At 40.8% G+C, this 17,714-nt stretch carries 8 protein-coding genes; 4 read left to right on the top strand and 4 right to left on the bottom strand.

Annotated features, from left to right (window positions below; translation table 11 throughout):
- Positions 1 to 58 precede the first annotated feature (58 nt).
- The 3 genes from ACE1EF_RS11225 to ACE1EF_RS11215 are packed head-to-tail and all read left to right on the top strand — an operon-like array spanning position 59 to position 2,812.
- On the top strand, positions 59 to 1,036 hold the full coding sequence (locus ACE1EF_RS11225) for a type IV toxin-antitoxin system AbiEi family antitoxin (RefSeq protein ID WP_375720760.1): 978 nt from the start codon (positions 59 to 61) through the stop codon (positions 1,034 to 1,036).
- Positions 1,011 to 1,844 carry a hypothetical protein gene (locus ACE1EF_RS11220; RefSeq protein WP_375720759.1) on the top strand — a complete coding sequence of 278 codons (834 nt, stop codon included), beginning with the start codon at positions 1,011 to 1,013 and terminating at the stop codon, positions 1,842 to 1,844. Before ACE1EF_RS11225 ends, ACE1EF_RS11220 begins: the two co-directional genes overlap by 26 nt.
- Positions 1,845 to 1,861: 17 nt before the next feature.
- On the top strand, positions 1,862 to 2,812 hold the full coding sequence (locus ACE1EF_RS11215) for a pectinesterase family protein (RefSeq protein WP_375720758.1): 951 nt from the start codon (positions 1,862 to 1,864) through the stop codon (positions 2,810 to 2,812).
- A 349-nt stretch (positions 2,813 to 3,161) separates the two neighbouring features.
- Here the strand turns inward: ACE1EF_RS11215 and ACE1EF_RS11210 are convergent, their stop codons facing one another.
- Both ACE1EF_RS11210 and ACE1EF_RS11205 read right to left on the bottom strand, forming a co-directional pair.
- Positions 3,162 to 5,741, bottom strand: coding sequence for an alpha-L-arabinofuranosidase C-terminal domain-containing protein (locus tag ACE1EF_RS11210; protein WP_375720757.1), 2,580 nt, complete (start codon positions 5,739 to 5,741; stop codon positions 3,162 to 3,164).
- 99 nt (positions 5,742 to 5,840) lie between these two features.
- Positions 5,841 to 9,731 carry a BNR-4 repeat-containing protein gene (locus ACE1EF_RS11205; RefSeq protein WP_375720756.1) on the bottom strand — a complete coding sequence of 1,297 codons (3,891 nt, stop codon included), beginning with the start codon at positions 9,729 to 9,731 and terminating at the stop codon, positions 5,841 to 5,843.
- A gap of 242 nt (positions 9,732 to 9,973) precedes the next feature.
- Between ACE1EF_RS11205 and ACE1EF_RS11200 the strand changes: the two genes are divergently transcribed.
- Positions 9,974 to 10,909 (top strand): hypothetical protein, encoded by a 936-nt coding sequence (locus ACE1EF_RS11200; RefSeq protein WP_375720755.1) that lies wholly within the window; start codon positions 9,974 to 9,976, stop codon positions 10,907 to 10,909.
- Positions 10,910 to 10,958: 49 nt separating this feature from the next.
- On the opposite strand, the gene ACE1EF_RS11195 is transcribed toward ACE1EF_RS11200, so the two are convergent.
- Entirely contained in the window at positions 10,959 to 13,817 is a 2,859-nt protein-coding gene (locus tag ACE1EF_RS11195; protein WP_375720754.1) for a glycoside hydrolase family 2 protein, read from the bottom strand.
- A gap of 241 nt (positions 13,818 to 14,058) precedes the next feature.
- Entirely contained in the window at positions 14,059 to 17,412 is a 3,354-nt protein-coding gene (locus tag ACE1EF_RS11190; protein WP_375720753.1) for a glycoside hydrolase family 2 TIM barrel-domain containing protein, read from the bottom strand.
- Between the last annotated feature and the right edge of the window lie 302 nt (positions 17,413 to 17,714).

The following is a 17,714-nucleotide window of genomic DNA, read 5'->3' as shown; positions in this document are numbered from 1 at the left end:
ATATTTGTTCATAAATTATATTTGTTCACGTGCAGTGAATTTAATATTTTTGTGAACAATGAAAGATGAATTAATAAATATTGCCATTGAGAATGTAAATCAACAGACTTACATAAAAGCTGAATGGATTGCAGAGAACGGCCTTGATGGTCTTTTAAAACTCATTATTAATAAAAAAGAATATTTCTATAATATAGAAGTAAAAAAAGAACTTCGTCAATATCAACTCGCACAAATCAATGAGTTAAAAAAACAGTTCCACAACCTAATAATTATTGCAGAACAGATATATCCAAACGTAAAAGAACAATTACGAAAATTGAAGATCCCATACTTAGAGGCTAATGGAAATTTTTTTCTTCAAAACAAGGATTATTTTTGTCTAGTTGACACAAATAAAAAAGTTACTTTACGCAAAGAAAAGGCAAACAGAGCATTTACAAAAACCGGCTTAAAAATTGTATTTCATCTTTTAATTAATCCCGAATTAATAAATAAAACACAACGCGAAATTGCTGAAATAGCAGGAGTCGGTTTAGGAAATATCCCTCAGGTAATAAATGGGTTAAAAGAAACAGGCTATTTGCTAACTCTAAAAAAAGGGATCTATGTATGGGAAAAGAAAGATGACTTAATCAACAGATGGATAAACGGATATGCAACAGAATTACGTCCCAGGTTGACTAAAGGAACATTTGCAATAAAAGAAGACTGGCAGAAAATTGATTTGAATACGGCTAAAACAATTTGGGGAGGTGAGCCTGCGGCTGATTTACTTACCAATTATTTAAGACCTGAAAAGCTTCTTTTATATACAAAAGAGAGCAATCCTGAATTAATAAAGAAGTACAAATTCATACCTAAAAATAAGGGAGAAGGAGATCTCGAAGCGCTTGATATATTTTGGCATAAAAAAGATAATGAAACCGTAGCTCCCCCGTTACTGATATATGCAGAATTAATAATTACAGGTGGGAAACGTAATATTGAAACAGCTCAATTAATATATAATGAGTACATTAAGCCAAAGTTATAAGGAACTTGCGATTCCATACTTTAAAGAAGTATTCGATATTATTGATGAAATTATGATAAAACATGCTGTTCCTTACTACTTAATCGGAGTAAATGCCCTTGCATTAGAACTACTTAAAGATGGAATAAAGCCAGGAAGAGGAACAAAAGATATTGATTTTGCCATTATGATTTCATCATTTGACGAATACGAAGATATTAGTGCTTCACTCCGGAAAAAGGATTTTAATAAAGTAAAAGCACCATGGACGTTTTATTCTGATAAATATAATGTGGCCATTGATATTTTACCTTTTGGTGAAGTAGAAGAACGAGATACTTTAAAATTTAATGACCGGTATTCAGACCTGCATGTTCTTGGCTTTAAAGAAATTCTGGAAGATCCGGAACAGGTTCAAATCGAAGAAAAAATAGCCAACATACCACCTCTTCCCGGAATGATTATTCTGAAACTTGTGGCATGGAGTGACAGACCCGAAGAAAGAGGAAATGACCTTGCCGACATTTTAAAAATTATTGAATACTATTTTGACGATAACTTTGATGAAATAGTAGAGCATCATAATGATACTTTCCCAGAAGATGGATTTGATCAACTTATAATTGCAGCGGAAGTGCTTGGGAGAAAATCAAAAAAATACCTTGATAAATCTAAAACATTGATGGAACGGATTAAAACCATTTTGGAGAATAATCTGAATATTGAGATTGAGTCAGATATTGCAAAAGAGTGGGCAAGAATTAAAAATTGGGAAATTGAATACGCATTTTCAATATTAAAATCATTTCAAAAAGGAATTAATGAATAGTGATAAAATTTAAACATATGAAAAACTTAGGTAAGATCTTATTTATTGTGTTGTTATTCTCATCAGTTGCAACTCACGCCCAAACATATGATATCACGGTCGCCAAAGATGGCAGCGGCGATTTTACATCTATACGGGAAGCGATTCAGTCCGTCAGATCATATACCCCGGAACCCAAAACAATTTTCATTAAAAATGGCATTTACAAGGAAAAAATTCTGATTTCAAGTGATAAATGCGATATAACACTGATCGGTGAAAGCAGGGACAACACCATCATTACCTGGGCAGATCATGCCAATATGAACAACATGGGAACCTTTAAAACCTCCACCTTACGGATTGACGGAGACCGGATCACCCTGAAAAACCTGACGATAGAGAATAATGCACCAATGCTTGGACAGGCTGTGGCACTTCATGTGGAAGGTAAAAACCTGATGGTTATTAACTGTAACCTATTGGGTAATCAGGACACTTTGTTTACGGGCAATGAATATGGTACTGAATTTTTCAAAGACTGCTACATTGAAGGGACAACAGACTTTATTTTTGGTCCTGCTACAGTATGGTTTGAAAATTGCCATATTCACAGCAAAAAGAATTCCTATATCACCGCTGCCTCAACACCGGAATTCAGACCTTATGGTTATATCTTTAATAAATGTATGCTGACCGCAGCAGAAGGGATTGACAAGGTCTATCTCGGTCGTCCCTGGCGCAAATATGCTGCCGTGTTGTTCATGAACAGCTATATGGGCAACCATATCCGTCCTGAAGGCTGGCATAACTGGGGTGATCCTGAACGGGAAAAAACAACCCGGTATCTGGAATATAACAACAATGGTCCCGGTGCCGATCGGTCACAACGTGTAGCATGGTCAGGTGAACTCAAAAAATCAAAGGCTAAAAAGATCACGCTGGAAAAGGTATTCCCTGACTGGGAAGCAGTACACGATATGGACTAAAGTCCGGTAAGAAATATTTAATGTGAGTTAGACATAAAAATTAGCTCTTAATAGCGTTAAATCCTCCGTCTCCTTTGCTTCGCTGAAGCTATGCAAAAGCAATGCCGACCCTTTGGTAGGGATCCACTTCCTTTCGGGCAAGGAGGACACTCACCTAATGAATTGCGGATTTCAAAGTCCCCCTTTGAAAAAGGGGGTGTCATGAATGGAACATCATGACGGGGGATTTTTCACCAGTTATAAACAGTAATAATCAAATTATATCCTTACATAGAACTGTCATCATTTAAATAACTCCGCCCATCAGGGCGGAGTTATTCATAGTATATTATCTATGAGTTTTAACCCTTTATTTCAAACTTATCCGGATCACAGAGAACGAATATGGATCCATTTTATAGCTAAACCGCTTATCCACTTCAATGGAACTATCGGCAGGTTTGGCATCACGATCTTTCGGATCACCCTCAAGAACCGACAGTTTAGCATTTGCTGCTTCCAGATCAAAATCCGATAAGTCCAGGCTGGAATTCACCTCAACCGGCAGCATGTTGACCAGTTTAACGATCAGCTCATTATTTTTCTCATCTTTCACAACAGACACGCCTACCCTGTTTTGTACCTTCACATTCTGATCAGACAGTTTAACATCCGATGCAAAATAGGTTGTCCCTGAATGCTGTCCGTACATTTTCTGTACATAGTAATCGGTTGTAGGCTTAACTTCAGAACTGTTAAAGTATATCAGATCCGGATTCCATTGCGTCCGGTGTTCCCTTGCCAGAAGCGGTGCATAAGACGTCATGTGTACAACATCCCCGTTCCGTTCTATGGCTGTCAGATATAAGGCTTCAGACAGAGCTGTTTCAATATTCAAAGGTCTGCGAGGCAGATGTGATGCATATTCGCCCAGATACACCTTCGGACCGGAGCGGTCGTATTTATCGTAATAATCCTGGTTGTAAATGAACCATCCCGGTGGCACATAATAGTGCTCATCCAACAGATCCACACCAAGTTTCTTCCCAATTTTCCAGCCTTCTTCATAATCCGTACCGTAATAGAATGGTCCGGCAGTCCCGATCACTTTCATTTCAGGATACTTCTCTTTCACTGCTTTATAGATCATGGTAAAGCGTTCCTCAAAAATGTCTGTAATCAGATCCTCATTCCCTATACCGATATATCTTAAATTGAAAGGTTCCGGATGTCCGGCTTCAGCCCTTTTTCTGCCCCACTCACTATTCTTATCTCCGTTGGCCCACTCTATCAGATCAAGCACATCCTGTACATAATCATCCATATCGCACATTGGTATTCCGCCTTGTTGTCCGTCGCCACCGATACTGGAGTTCTGACATGGCACACCTGCTGCAAGTACAGGAACCGGTTCAGCACCCAGGTCCTCACAAAACTGAAAATATTCAAAATAACCCAAACCACCCGACTGGTTATAGCCCCAGGTATTTCTTTGCTGTATACGCGATTCCAGGGGTCCAATTGTATTTTTCCAATTATAAATATTGTCTATGCCATTTCCGTGAGCCACACAACCACCCGGGAAACGGACAAACCGGGGATGCATATCAGCAATCGTCTGAGCCAGATCCTGACGCAAACCGTTTTGTCTTCCTTTAAAGGTATTCTCAGGGAACAGTGAAATCATGTCCAAACCGACCTTACCAACTTTGGCTGGTTTAACTACAATTTTAGCTTTAACGCAGTTTTCCTTTGCCTTAATTACCGTGCTCAGTTTTTTCCATTTGGCAGATAATGCTTTTGTTTTGGCTTCTCCAATCACTTCATCATTCTGGTTAAGCAGTTGAATCAGCAAACTGTTTTTTGAGCCATCCAGACTTTTAGCAAAAACGGAGAAGTCATATTTTTCACCGGCTGTTATACCCATCCCGTCATATCCGGGATTTACAAGTCCGGCTCCTGTTTTCTTCACATCAAGCACAGCATAATATTTGTTATGCGCATGAATCGGATTTACGGTATCAATGGAAAACTCCACATCAGCCTCATTTTCAAGCGACCAGTATGATTTATGATTCCATTCCCGTCTGATGCCTGAATTGTATTCAAAATCCCTGTTTTGTACAAACTCTGCATATAAACCGCCGTCAGCAGCATAGTTGATATCTTCAAAAAAGATACCGATCAGCATGTCTGAAATCTGCTTGTTGTCGTCGGCTTTTACTTTAATCTCAGCATCCACTGCTTTTAAATACCTGAATCTTTCCGGATCATCCTCAGCACGTTCATTATTCAGTTCATCCCGGTATTTTTGAGCTTCCATATCAGTTGTTAAGCCATCTATGGTTGACCATGCCACTTTATATACTGTTCCGGTCTCAGGCTTTTCATTAACCTTAAACTCCCTCCTGTTATTGATCCGATCTTTTTCTGATGCTTTTTGAGTATCACTGTAATTGACAAAATCCGGTGTGGTAACCATGTATATTCCTTGTTCATCGCCTCTGTCACTCATCCAGGTCACAACAAACCTTTCGTTGGCCTTATCGTAGGATACTTCCGGAAGCAGGCAGTTCCCTGATTCCATCACATATGGATACGACTGTCTCCACCAGAAAGACAGATCATCGGATGCAGCATGTGCAAACTGGGTAACCCTGTGGTTAAGCGTCCATACGGCATGCCACTTCCCATCCGGATCAAGGAAGACATAGGGATCAAACATACGCTTTTGCGAACCCCAGCTACCAAAGTCACTTTTTACAAAACTGAAATCGGGACCTATAGCATGCCAGTTTTCCTGGTCAATACTCCACGCAAAATGCAAACCACTCCGTCCGTCTGCATCGGCGTTTGTGTAAGAAAACACATAGGCAGAATCCGGTTCATTTGCATATACGAAAGAACTGATTGCCAATACTATAACAAGAAGATAAGATTTTATTTTCATGAATACCATAATTAGTTGATCAATATCCGTGGTTAAGATAGCTGTTTTATGATAAATGAGGAAACGTAACAATGTTTTTTGTATCCATTCGGGAAAGCATTACCGCACAATAAATTTACCCTGCATTACATTGCCGGAATCTGTAGTTACCCTTACGAAATAAACACCACCGTCAAATTCATTTTTTAATTCCAGGGGAAAATTATCGGCATGCATAGACAGGAGGATCTGTCCTTCCATGTTTAGCATCTTTACTGCAATTCCATTTTTTTCTTTAGCTACAGACGAAGAATGTATAACCATATTCTGCCCTTTAAGAACCGGATTGGGATAGACAGAAATAAGATTATTTTTTGGCGTATAAAGTGAAGTAGCCTGTTCCAGTGATTTGATTTCTGATGAGGTTAAGGCAATATCAAACAGGTAAAAATCATCTACGGTTCCACAGTAATCTGCATTATCATTGGCTACACCTGAATCCCACCATTGTGTTCTACCGATGTAATTCCTGTTATCCGAACCTGACAATACCAGCTGATACGGTTCGTATTGAATACTTGTCGAACTGCCTTTCTCTTCCCCATCAACGTAAATTTTAGTTGTACCCGATTTGGCATCATAAGTAAACGCCAGTCCTGATTCCATACCTGAAGAAAGTGCTTCTGAAGAATTTATCATGACCGTAGTTCCGCCATTGTATTTCAGACCTGCCACAAAGGTATTCAGACGAGCAAACACACTGTTTGATGCCGCGGTTCCGAAATCATAAATCCTGGGTTGATTTTCAAGCCTGACAGGATTAACTTTCATCACGAAAGTGTAACTTCTTAAATTATCCAGTAAACCAGCAGGTGCAACAGCATAACCATTTGTAGAAAACCCTGTATTGGTATTGGCTGATAAATCCAAAACTCCATTTACAGCGGCACTGCCGTATATGGCCGCATCATTCCCGTTTCCGGTTTTATCCGTCACATATCTTATTCCGGCAGAAGTATAGACATCAGAAGCCTCAAAACCATAGTACAGCATTTTATTATGGGTAATGCTCCTGGGATGAACCGTGACATTAAATGTCCGTGGCTCAAGTCCACTTTCATCGGGTGTCGCGGTAAGTACAACAGTTGTTTCCTGTTCAGGAAGATTTACAAGTCCGTTATTCGTGATCAAACCAGTATTGGAAGAGGACCAGGTAACAGAATTTCCCAGGTCAGGAAGAACGATGTCCGTGTACACATCTTCCGGAATTGTAAGCATTCCAAATTCCACCAGGCTGCCCTTATTCTCTGTATTTACCTTGTTGGCTGCTGAAATGTTCTTGATTTCATCCTGAGACAATACACGGCTGTATGTTCGTAAATCATCAACAGCTCCGGTAAAACCACCAATGGTTATGTCAGAAAGCATTAAACCATCTACTTCAATGTACTGATCAAGTAGACCATTGATGTAGGTTTTCAGTACTCCGTCTCCGTACGTAAAAGCCAGACTGAAGAAATCAAATTTCGTCGGTGTGGGCCAGTTTCCGCCTGTACCTCTGCTCTGGGTCTGCCAGACATCCGAGCTTCCAAGCACATTGCTGCTGGTATAGGTATCAGCTGCTATTTTTATGTAAGGGTATGTATTCCCGTTAACGGCTAAACCACAAGTCAGATTTCCCGTTGTCAGCAGTTCACCGTAATAGCTACTGTGGTCCACATATGGAGACAATACAATAGTGAACGAGTCCTGTTGATTCATAGCAAACGTTGCATCCTGACCTTCATTAACGAACAACAAACCATTTCGAACAGAAGCATCACCCGTGAACCCATCAGATGTATCAAACGTCTCATGTTTGATAAGATCTTTCTCCAGTTCAACCGCTTGGTGTGGAATATCGAAACTGGCGCGAATGCCGGTAGCAAATCCTTCAGGTCTGGCCGAACTTACAATCCAGTCATAATAATCACCGTTCATCCACACCAGTTTATCTCCCGAACCGGGAATAACATATGGCCGGACATTATTTTTCGCTGAAGCACCTGTCACCTGCGCTACTGCAGACAAGGTTCCATCCTGCCCTACCGTATATTTTTTAAGCTCATACACCTTACCGTTATTTCCGTCAACCGGTACAGAACAATAAACAACATCAGGATCTGCATCGTCCAGTGCCATGCCGCCACTGTAACACTCTTCCAGCCCGGCTGACTGATGAAAATGACCACCTCCGTTCTCCAGGAATGTGCGTTGCCATGCACTGCCGGTCCATCTGGCATAATAATAATCGTGAGAAGACTTATCGTTACTGATACGAACCATGGCAATGACAGGATAATCATTGTCGTCCATGGATACTTCCCAAACCCAGTTACGGTAAGGCGAATTATCCACAACAGCATTGGGATGCGCATTGTAATATGTGGTAGTAGCAGCAATATTGTGCACTCCGTTTTCAATGGATGACAACTGCGACCCGCTTATATCGTGCAAGGTCATATCATTTATATCAATATAATTGAAATACACATAATTGACTGCCTCATTATCCGGATGGCCGGTGGTATAGGTCATATAGATCTTATCCTTACCGTTTGACGCATATTTAGCGTATGGCCGGGCTGCTGTAGACTGTACAATCTGTTTTGGTCCCCAATCGAATGAAGCATCATCATTTTCATCAGGAATAGTGATACGCCCAATTGTCGGATGCCAGTTAATGCCTCTCCAGCAGATGTAAATATGATCCGGATCATCTGACATAATAAACGGTGAAGGGTATGTTGTATTGGCCGAGGTTTCCAACCGGACTTCTCTTCCCAGCGTTGTTATATCTCCGGGTTTTTGTGAAATACGGTAGTAGAAACAGGCTTCATCCGTATGGCGGGTATAGAAAATCATGATGCGTTCATCCGGGAGTACCAGAAACGTTGGATTATCATGATCATCCGGCTGAAAATAAGAACGTACCAAAACTTCATTGCTCTCATTTTTTAGATGATCAACCTGGGTGGCCTTAATGGCTCCGTGCACATCAATATAACCGATATAGGTATTGTTAATGGTTCCGCTTTCATTCTCATAATGCAGTGCCCGCGGATCTGCAAACCAGCACCAGGCACCTTCTTCAGCAACCACGTTAACATCAACCGGATCATCACTGGCTGAATAGGTTCCGGTAACAGGTACAGTAATCTGTTCATCACCCTGAGAGATAAGGATATCCCCGGAAAAATCAGAACTGTTACCTGAACTCACTGTAAGTGTACCACCTTCAGCAGGAAGTTCTGCCGGATTTACGGTCACGTCAGCCGGAGCATCAATACTAATTATGTCGGCTGATCCGTTTGGGTATACACTGATTTCAGCTTCGCTGACAAAGTTGTTAAAACTTAAAGATGACACACTGCAGTTCAACGCGGGTGGAATTTCCTTTACAGAAAGCTCTCCCAAAGCACAAAGCGTACCGGATCCTCCTGTTATTGTAATATAGTATGTTCCTGTTTCCGAGACGCTAAAATCCATTTCACCGTTTAATAATACATTCCGGGTCGGACTACAGGTAAAATCTTTCGTCGTTTCATTAACCGTCGCCTGCTTATCCTTACTGATTCCAACAGTCAGCGTTGGAGAAGCTCCGTTATTCCACCATTCGTAAATCCAGGAAAAATTGTAGCGTTTGCCCTGTTCCAGGTTTACAGGATAGCTAAACACTGAGCCTGAAGTTGTGGCTCCTGCACCATCCCAGCGAATCATCATCAGACGCCCGATGTAATTTGAACCATCTAAAGTATGAACGGAGCTTACATCCATATAACGAACACCTCCATTCGAATTGGCATAGTTAAACTCACCCGGAATCACAGCCCAGCCATACTGGTCGGGATATGATGTAGACTGATCTGTATCACCGTTTCCGTCCCAGTCCGCAACAAGGTTTGTCTGTGCAAAACTCAATACTGAATATGCAGCAAACAGCGCACTGCTTATAAATAACTTAAGTCTCATTTTTATTTGTTTTATCCTGTTCTTATTCCTCTCAATTAAAGGGATGTATTTTAACAACATACAAATATAACCACTACCGGATGAGAAATAAAACTGAAGTCTTGAATTTACAATTTCATGCTAGTTTTTGCAGAATCTGTAATAATGAACCGTTAAAAAGTCCATCGCTTATTTATACAATATTCATGAAATGATTCGCAGTATATTTTCTATTTTAGCCGCACGGAATAAACAGGCATCATTTGGCAAATCTAAAGCACATCATATGGGAAGGCTTTAAAACCGGATTAAAAATATCGGGCAGTATCCTTTTGTTTATGATCCCAATATCTTTTGCCATAACCGTCCTGCAGTTTTACGGCATCATCGATAAACTGGCTGTTCCTTTTACTCCACTCTTCAAACATCTGGGTTTATCTGGTGAAACAGTGATCGTATATTTTACCGGCGTTCTGGTAAACTGTTATTCAGCTATTGCCATTATGATAACCATGCCACTCACCTTAAAGGAGATTACCATTCTTGCCGCCATTCTGCTGATTGCGCATAATATGCCCATTGAGTCCATGATCCAGAAAAAAGCAGGTGCAAATGCTCTGCTTATTACAATTATCCGGCTGGTAATGAGTATTTTTCTTGGTTATATCCTGAATCTTATTATCCCGGAGAGCGGTGAAATTCTGCACCGCAATTTTTCCCCGGAAGCCACTTTAAGCCTCACAGGAACTTTGCTGTTATGGTTGAGTACCAATTCAATACTTATTCTGAAAATTCTGGTCATCATTAATGTATTGACTGTACTAAACCGCATTCTGGATCATTACGGCATCATCAGAACAATATCAGGACTATTTAAACCACTAATGGCTTTGTTTGGCATCTCATCTGAGACAACTGTTGTCTGGCTTGCAGCAAACCTGTTTGGTTTGGTTTACGGATCCGGAATAATCCTCTCACAGGATAAGGAAAAGCTGTCGGTCTATGATTTGAATAAACTGCATATTTCCATTGGCATCAGCCACTCCTTAATCCAGGAAACCCTGATATTTGTTGTCATCGGAGCCCCCTTATTCTGGGTCACAATACCAAGAATTATCAGTGCCATTGTTGCGGTCTGGATCTTTATACTGGTTAAGCAGTTGCGCATTAAAACGATTCATCCCGAATTCAATAATTAAATACAGAAAGTGATCTACAATTATTTCCGGCTATATCGGAACTGGCTGTTTAATTAAATTTGAAATACAACCTGTTTTGCATGTCGGGCGTCGCACTGAATCCTTTAAACCGGTGCAACTGAGATTGCGGACCGAAATTTTCAGCGGTCTGAAATTTAGTCCCTACAGCAGGTATAGCATCCAAAAATGAGATATCGCCTGAAGGATACGGCGGAAATGTAAAATTCCGTTTCGGATCATAATGCTGTTGAATAGTCGGTGTAAACAGATGCAGAAAAACATCTTCTGAGGCACAGTATACTTCAAACGGTGTCGGGCATTCCAGTTTCATGCCGTAAAACAGGGAGTAGTAACCTTTAAACTCAGGATATTCCCATACCTCTCCCGTTATGGCATCGTTGTAAGTTTTATCCCATACATTAAGCGAACCACCCTTTAACCGGTTGTTATAAACCCTGTACGGTCCATTGGCAAACAACTTTGCTCCGGTTATTTCCTGGTCGGGGAAACTGAAGGTTATCCCGCTCATCTTAATCTTATCTGCAGGCCGGTAACTGTAATCCAGCTGCAGGATTCCGTTTTTCTGCATAGTCCACGAAAAACGATAGGCATCCCATCTGTTTGGATAACTGTAAACAACATCTATTGAGGAAACTCCATCTTCAGTTCTCAGCTTTACGCTCTTGCATCTTAACTTTTGATCCGTGATGAAAACAGGACCATTAGAAAGTGGAATCATCCCATCAGCATTGTCAACCTGTTGAAGCAAACCGGAAGTCTTACTTATTTTAACAGATACGCCGGATGCTGACAAAGTATATAATGAATCATCTTCGCTAATGAGCACATCCTTTTGTTCTGAAGGTTGCTTCTTCATCATTCTGTGTGCAAAAAATGCAGGGGAGCTTAATTCAAAACTCCAGGTGAACAGTTCACTGCCATCGGGGGCATTTGCCGTGACATAAAGCACATCATAATCTTTCCAGTCATCAGGTAACGAAATATTCAGTTTCCCCTTGTTCCAGGGTTCGATATCCGGAGCCTCAATTTCACCTTCCACTTCATTGACAGAGCTATTCAAAGAACTGAACTTTTTCAGGGCATACGAAAAACCACACTGCTTTGTATTGGTAAAATCATACCTGTTTTCAATATTCAGTGTCCCATCCCAGGCGGGTGTTATGTATTTCTTTTCAATGTAAACCGGCGACCAGATTTCCTTAATGGTGTAAAAGCTGCCTTCCTTTTCCCTGTAAGGCCCCAGAATACCATCGGCACCTGAAGCGTTATCGGTATCAAGTATGCCGTCTTTATCGGTTCGCACAACACCTTCGTCAGAAAAATCCCATAAAAACAATCCTGCCGATAAGGGATTGGAAAGCATCAGATTCCAGTAATCATCGAGGCCGGCACCATGACCGCCATCGTATAATCCATGTAACAATTCTGTGGGCATAAAAATATCCCGTCCGTTAAACATGTTTTTAATCCCTGAATTAAAGGATATGTAATGCACTGTATTAATGTCCTCATGCAATCCAAACGGATGTATCACGGGACGTTTCTGTAAATCCAGATCCTTGAAAAGCGGATCAAGATCAAAATTAAATCCACCCTCATTCCCATTTGCCCAGAATATGACGGAAGGATCATTCAGATCTCTTTTCAGCATTTCATTTACCAGTATGGTACCCACTTCAGTATCATAAGGCGGACGTTGCCAGGAACAAAGCTCATCAATAACATAAATCCCAGCGGAATCACACATTTCCAGAAAACCCTTATCCGGGGGATAGTGCGACATACGAACCGCATTCATATTCATCTCCTTTAACAGCTTAATATCCTCCAGACTGTGCGCTCTGCTGACTGTACGTCCGGTTGAAGGCCAGAAGCAATGGCGATTTACGCCTTTAAACATGATGCGCTTATTGTTAATATAAACCCCGTCCCTTTCACGGACTTCTATCGTTCTGAATCCAAACCGTTCTGTTACAGTGTGAAGCTGTTTTCCCTTCCTGCTCACTTTGATAACAGCATCATACAGGTTTGGCGTTTCTGCTGACCACGATTTAATATCCTTTATTACTGAAGAAGCTGTCAGTTTTTTATGCTTACCTTTTGATTCCGAATGGAATGATCCGACTTTATTTCCGGATACCGCTTCTATAATATCAACAGTAAAATCTGCGCCGGATACTTCTTTATCCAGGAAGACATTCATGTTGATCGTACCGTCATGTCTGGCATCAATTCCGGTGTACTCAATAAAAGTTTCCGGAACAGCTTCCAGGTATACCGGTCTGAAAATACCACCAAACACCCAGAAATCGGCATCACGTTCCGCACTGTTTACGCTTGAATTCGCGGATTGCTTGCTCACCTCAACCTCCAGTTTGTTCTCTGAATCCGGCTTCAGTAAATCGGTTATTTCTCTTTTGAACCGATAAAATGCTCCCTGATGAATATCGCCCGCCTGCTTGCCGTTGATTGAAACCTTTGTATCGGTCATTGAACCGTCAAAAACAATAAAAACGCGTTTATTCCTCCAGGCATCCGGAATAGAGAATGTGGTTTTGTACAATCCTTTTTCTGAAGATTTATGTCGTTCGTAGCCATAGTTATATTCTCCGAATCCTTCCAGCTCCCAACAGGACGGAACCCTGATCTTTGTCCATTCTCCACTGTTTCTTCCTGAAGTACAAAAGAAATCCCAGGTCACATTATCCTCTGTACTGTTGCCGGACAACATCATTTTCCCGGTTTCCTGCGCATTTATTGTACTGACAAAAACACCCAGAAATAAAATAAGAATAATAAAATGCCGGTATTTCTCAACCCGAACCTGAAACAGCTCCGGTAATGGAATTACCTGTTTCAATAAGAGACTTTTACGTATTGGTATCATAACAGATTTGAATTTAATCAACTCATAGCACAACTCAAATGGCACTACCTAAGAGGTTTAACCTATGTAAATTTTTCTGCAATATACAGAAATTTATTGATGCATAATTATGTTGTACGATGCTAATTCCATCAGCCAATGGTCAGAATTGATCAAAATCTTCATGCTCTGCATTTGTCTTCTAACACCAGTGTGGCATGCAGTATAATTCTGAACAACTTTTAATGTTAAACCTGCCGTTTTACTCTAAAACAGACCTTATAATCTGCGAACCGGAAGAATTCTCAATTTTAATCAGATAAACGCCTTTCTCCAGGGCGCTGACATTAACAGCCTGACTTCTCTGCCAAAGTCTTCCAGACAGTACTTCCTTACCACTGACAGTATAAAATGTGTACGTCCCGTTATAGTCATTACTGTTCATCTGTATTGTCATGATACCGTTAGCCGGATTTGGGAATATTTTTACCATTCCGGAACCGGTAAGCTGTCCAATTCCGGTTACCTCTGAAACGATCAGACTGAAATTATCAAAACTAAACCAGGTATCAGCGGTTCCTTCTGTAACGATATCAAATCCGATTAAAAGATTTTTGCCTTCCGCAGACTCCGGCAGTGTGTACGAAAAGATAAAATTGCCCCAGCCATTTTCGTCGTGTGCAACCGCATCAAAGGGTTGCGTTAAGGTTTCAAGCAGTGTAAAAGCGGAAGGATCAGGACCATCATATACAGCAAATTTAGCAACAACACTTACCCCTGATTGTCCTTTAGGAAAGCTTTCCCAGGCCCAGAACGATAAATCCAGATTCCGTTTATCTTTCTGAACAGTACCGGCAACAGCCCAAATTGAGCCGTAGTCATTATTAAAAGCATATCCTGTATATTTTCCGTCATAGGCAGGCTTGGAAGTATTCTGACGTCCACAATCTGTAGCATCACCATCAGCCCACCAACCCGGCACATTTCCATTAAAAAGTCCACCATCACTGTTTCCGTCGGCCCTGTATTTCAGATCCTCTTCTGGCAGTTCAAAACTTCCATTCTGAATTTCAAGTTTCGTATATATTATGCCCTCCAGCTGAGTTAAATAAATAAAGTTTATTTTGGCATTGGAAGCTCCGAATGCAGGTCTTACGGTCAGTTTGCCATCGGTAACCGTAACCGTATCCGTAGCTACCTTCATTGCTGTTGCTGTATTAAAACCTTCAAGAACAAGCTGTCCCTCCACAAGAATTTTGTGATAACTGTCGGTATAATCCGGATCACCACAGCCAATGCTTACCTGGTATACCCCATTATCCACGGCAATTTCCCAGGTATAAGCCACATCGTTTTTAATGATATGATTAAAGGTATTGAAGACCGGATCAGATATAAAACTTCTTTCCCTTGTGTTTTCTGTATTCGAAGGAATCCATCCGTAAGTAAAACCATTATCCCTGTCACCATAGGCTGAACCGACATCCGGCAGATAGCCTTCTGGTGTAGCACTCCCGGCAGGTTGGAAATTAATCTTTAAATCCCCCGGCAGCAAGGTATCATTTGCCGTCTTATTATAATTCCATACACAGGAATCGACAAATGTATTGCCTCCGGAATAACCATTTACCAGAATCTTATTCTCACCTTTAATCAGATTTATATCTTGCCAGGTAAAAATATGATTTTCACTTTTGAGGGATTCGAACAGTTCATTATTGACTTTTAATTCAACGGAATCACAGTTGGAATAGACCTTAACTTTTGTATTGCCATTGGTTCGTTCGGTAAAGCGCCGGCTTGTGATGTATACAAAAGGATCATCTGACCAGTTTGCCTTATAATAGAAAAACGCATCCTTTTTAACTTTCCGGTCCCTGGTGACGAGGCCTTTATCATTTATACCTGCTGCATCCCCTTCATTCCTGTAATCCGAAGCAAAATCAAATGCTACCCACACTGCACTCGACCATATAAAAGGTCTTTCAAGCATAGCCTGATAATAGGCTTCATGATAATCACACTGATATTCTTCAGGGTGAAACTGGCCACCCGGATTAGGCCGCACAGAACTTTCCTGGTGATGATATATGCTGGCACCGGCACCATACTCACTGAGTCCTATTTTTGTACCAGGATGGGCGGAACGCAGCCAGTCTGCCCAGGGGCCAAAATCTTCAAATGATCCGTCGTACCACCCCATGTATTTATTCCAGCCGCATACATCAAGCACCCAGTGTGTTTCTGCTTCATCATTTTGCGCTGCACCTGTCGTCAGACGGGTAGAATCAAGCTGATGAGCCAGAGTATTTAATTCGCTGATGAGCGCTGCCGGATCAGGTCCTGTATGAAAGTTGATTTCATTAAACATGCCCCAGAAAAATACGGAAGGGTGATTATAATTTTGTTTTATCAGTTCATTTAGCTGCGATCTGGAGTTTTGGGTAAATGCAGTTGTTGAATTAATCCGGTTTACCAGTGGAACCTCTGTACTTAAAATCATGCCGGCACTATCGCAGTAATCATAAGTATATTCCCCATGCTGATAATGCACCAGCCTTAGATAAGTACATCCCAGATCCTGCAGTATTTCAAGATCCTCCCTTCGGTTCTCATTACTGATAGCCCTACCTACATCCGGACGATCCTCGTGCAGACAAACGCCATGCAGGTTATATTTTTTACCATTTAACACAAACCCTGTATCGGCATCCACAGAAAATGTCCGAAAACCCAATGGCTGTATTACGGCATCGTTAATAGAATTATCAGATTTCAGACTAACTTCAACACTGTACAGATACGGATTAAGCATTGCATCCCATAGTACAGGATTCTCTACATCAATATCCATTGTAGCTTTTACGATTGCCTCCGGATCAACAGAAACACTGGTTTTAACACTGTCCGTCATTTCTCCGGCCATATTCCTTATATAGGCAGTCACTTCAACATTTTTGCTCCCGGTATTGTGATTTCCCACCAAAACCTGAATATTGACGTCAGCCTTATTTTCTGTAATGTTATGAGGCGTAATATAAACCCCCGGTGAGGCATAATCCAATGGGGATATAAACACTTTATCTGTAATGATTAACTCAACATCGCGTGTTATACCACCGAAAAAAGAAAAGTCGCCCGAAAGCGGTGGTGCATCAATTGAGGCAGAGTTATCTACCTTTACCGCAATTACATTTTCAGCATCAAAATTCAGGTATTCAGAAATATCAAAAATAAATGCAGCATATCCGCCGGTATGCGCCCCAACTGCGGTTCCGTTAATATACACATCGGTTTTCATATTGGCTGATCCGAATCTCAAAAATACTTTTTTGCCTTCCCAGGCTGATTCAGCAAAGAGTGTTTTTCGATACCATCTTACGCCTCTGAAAAGATCATTACCACCATCCTGTCCATCCAGACCATTCCATGTATAGGGAAGATTCACGATATTCCAGCCGGAATCGTTAAAATCAGTTTTTACAACTTCCGATTCGGTTCCAGACCCGAATCGCCAAGAATCGTTTATGTTCATATTAATGCGTTGAGCATATAAAGTACTTAAACCAACAGTAAACTGAATAGCAAATAGAATGCTGAGTAACCTTTCTTTCATATCTTACTTTTTCAAAATTTCATAAAACCGGATTTGCCTTAAAACATATCAGGCCAATACATTTATTATTTATCATTATTATTTTGAAGGGCGGAGAATAACAATGTACGCAGATTACCACTGCCAGTCGGATTAAATACCAACCTCTTATGGCAACGCCTATAAATCTTAAAAATTAAATAATTTAATTTAGCAAATCAATCAAGATCCGGTACACATCAGAAAATAAATTTTCTGATATTATTCCACCTTCAAATATATCTAATTATTTCATATTACAGAGACCATGCATTTACAAAGTC

The organism is Quyinboa sediminis (genome assembly GCF_042219855.1).
GTDB lineage: Bacteria > Bacteroidota > Bacteroidia > Bacteroidales > UBA5342 > JBHJHP01.
Note: the sequence above shows the minus strand (reverse complement) of the source record. Positions and strands in the feature narration are given on the sequence as shown.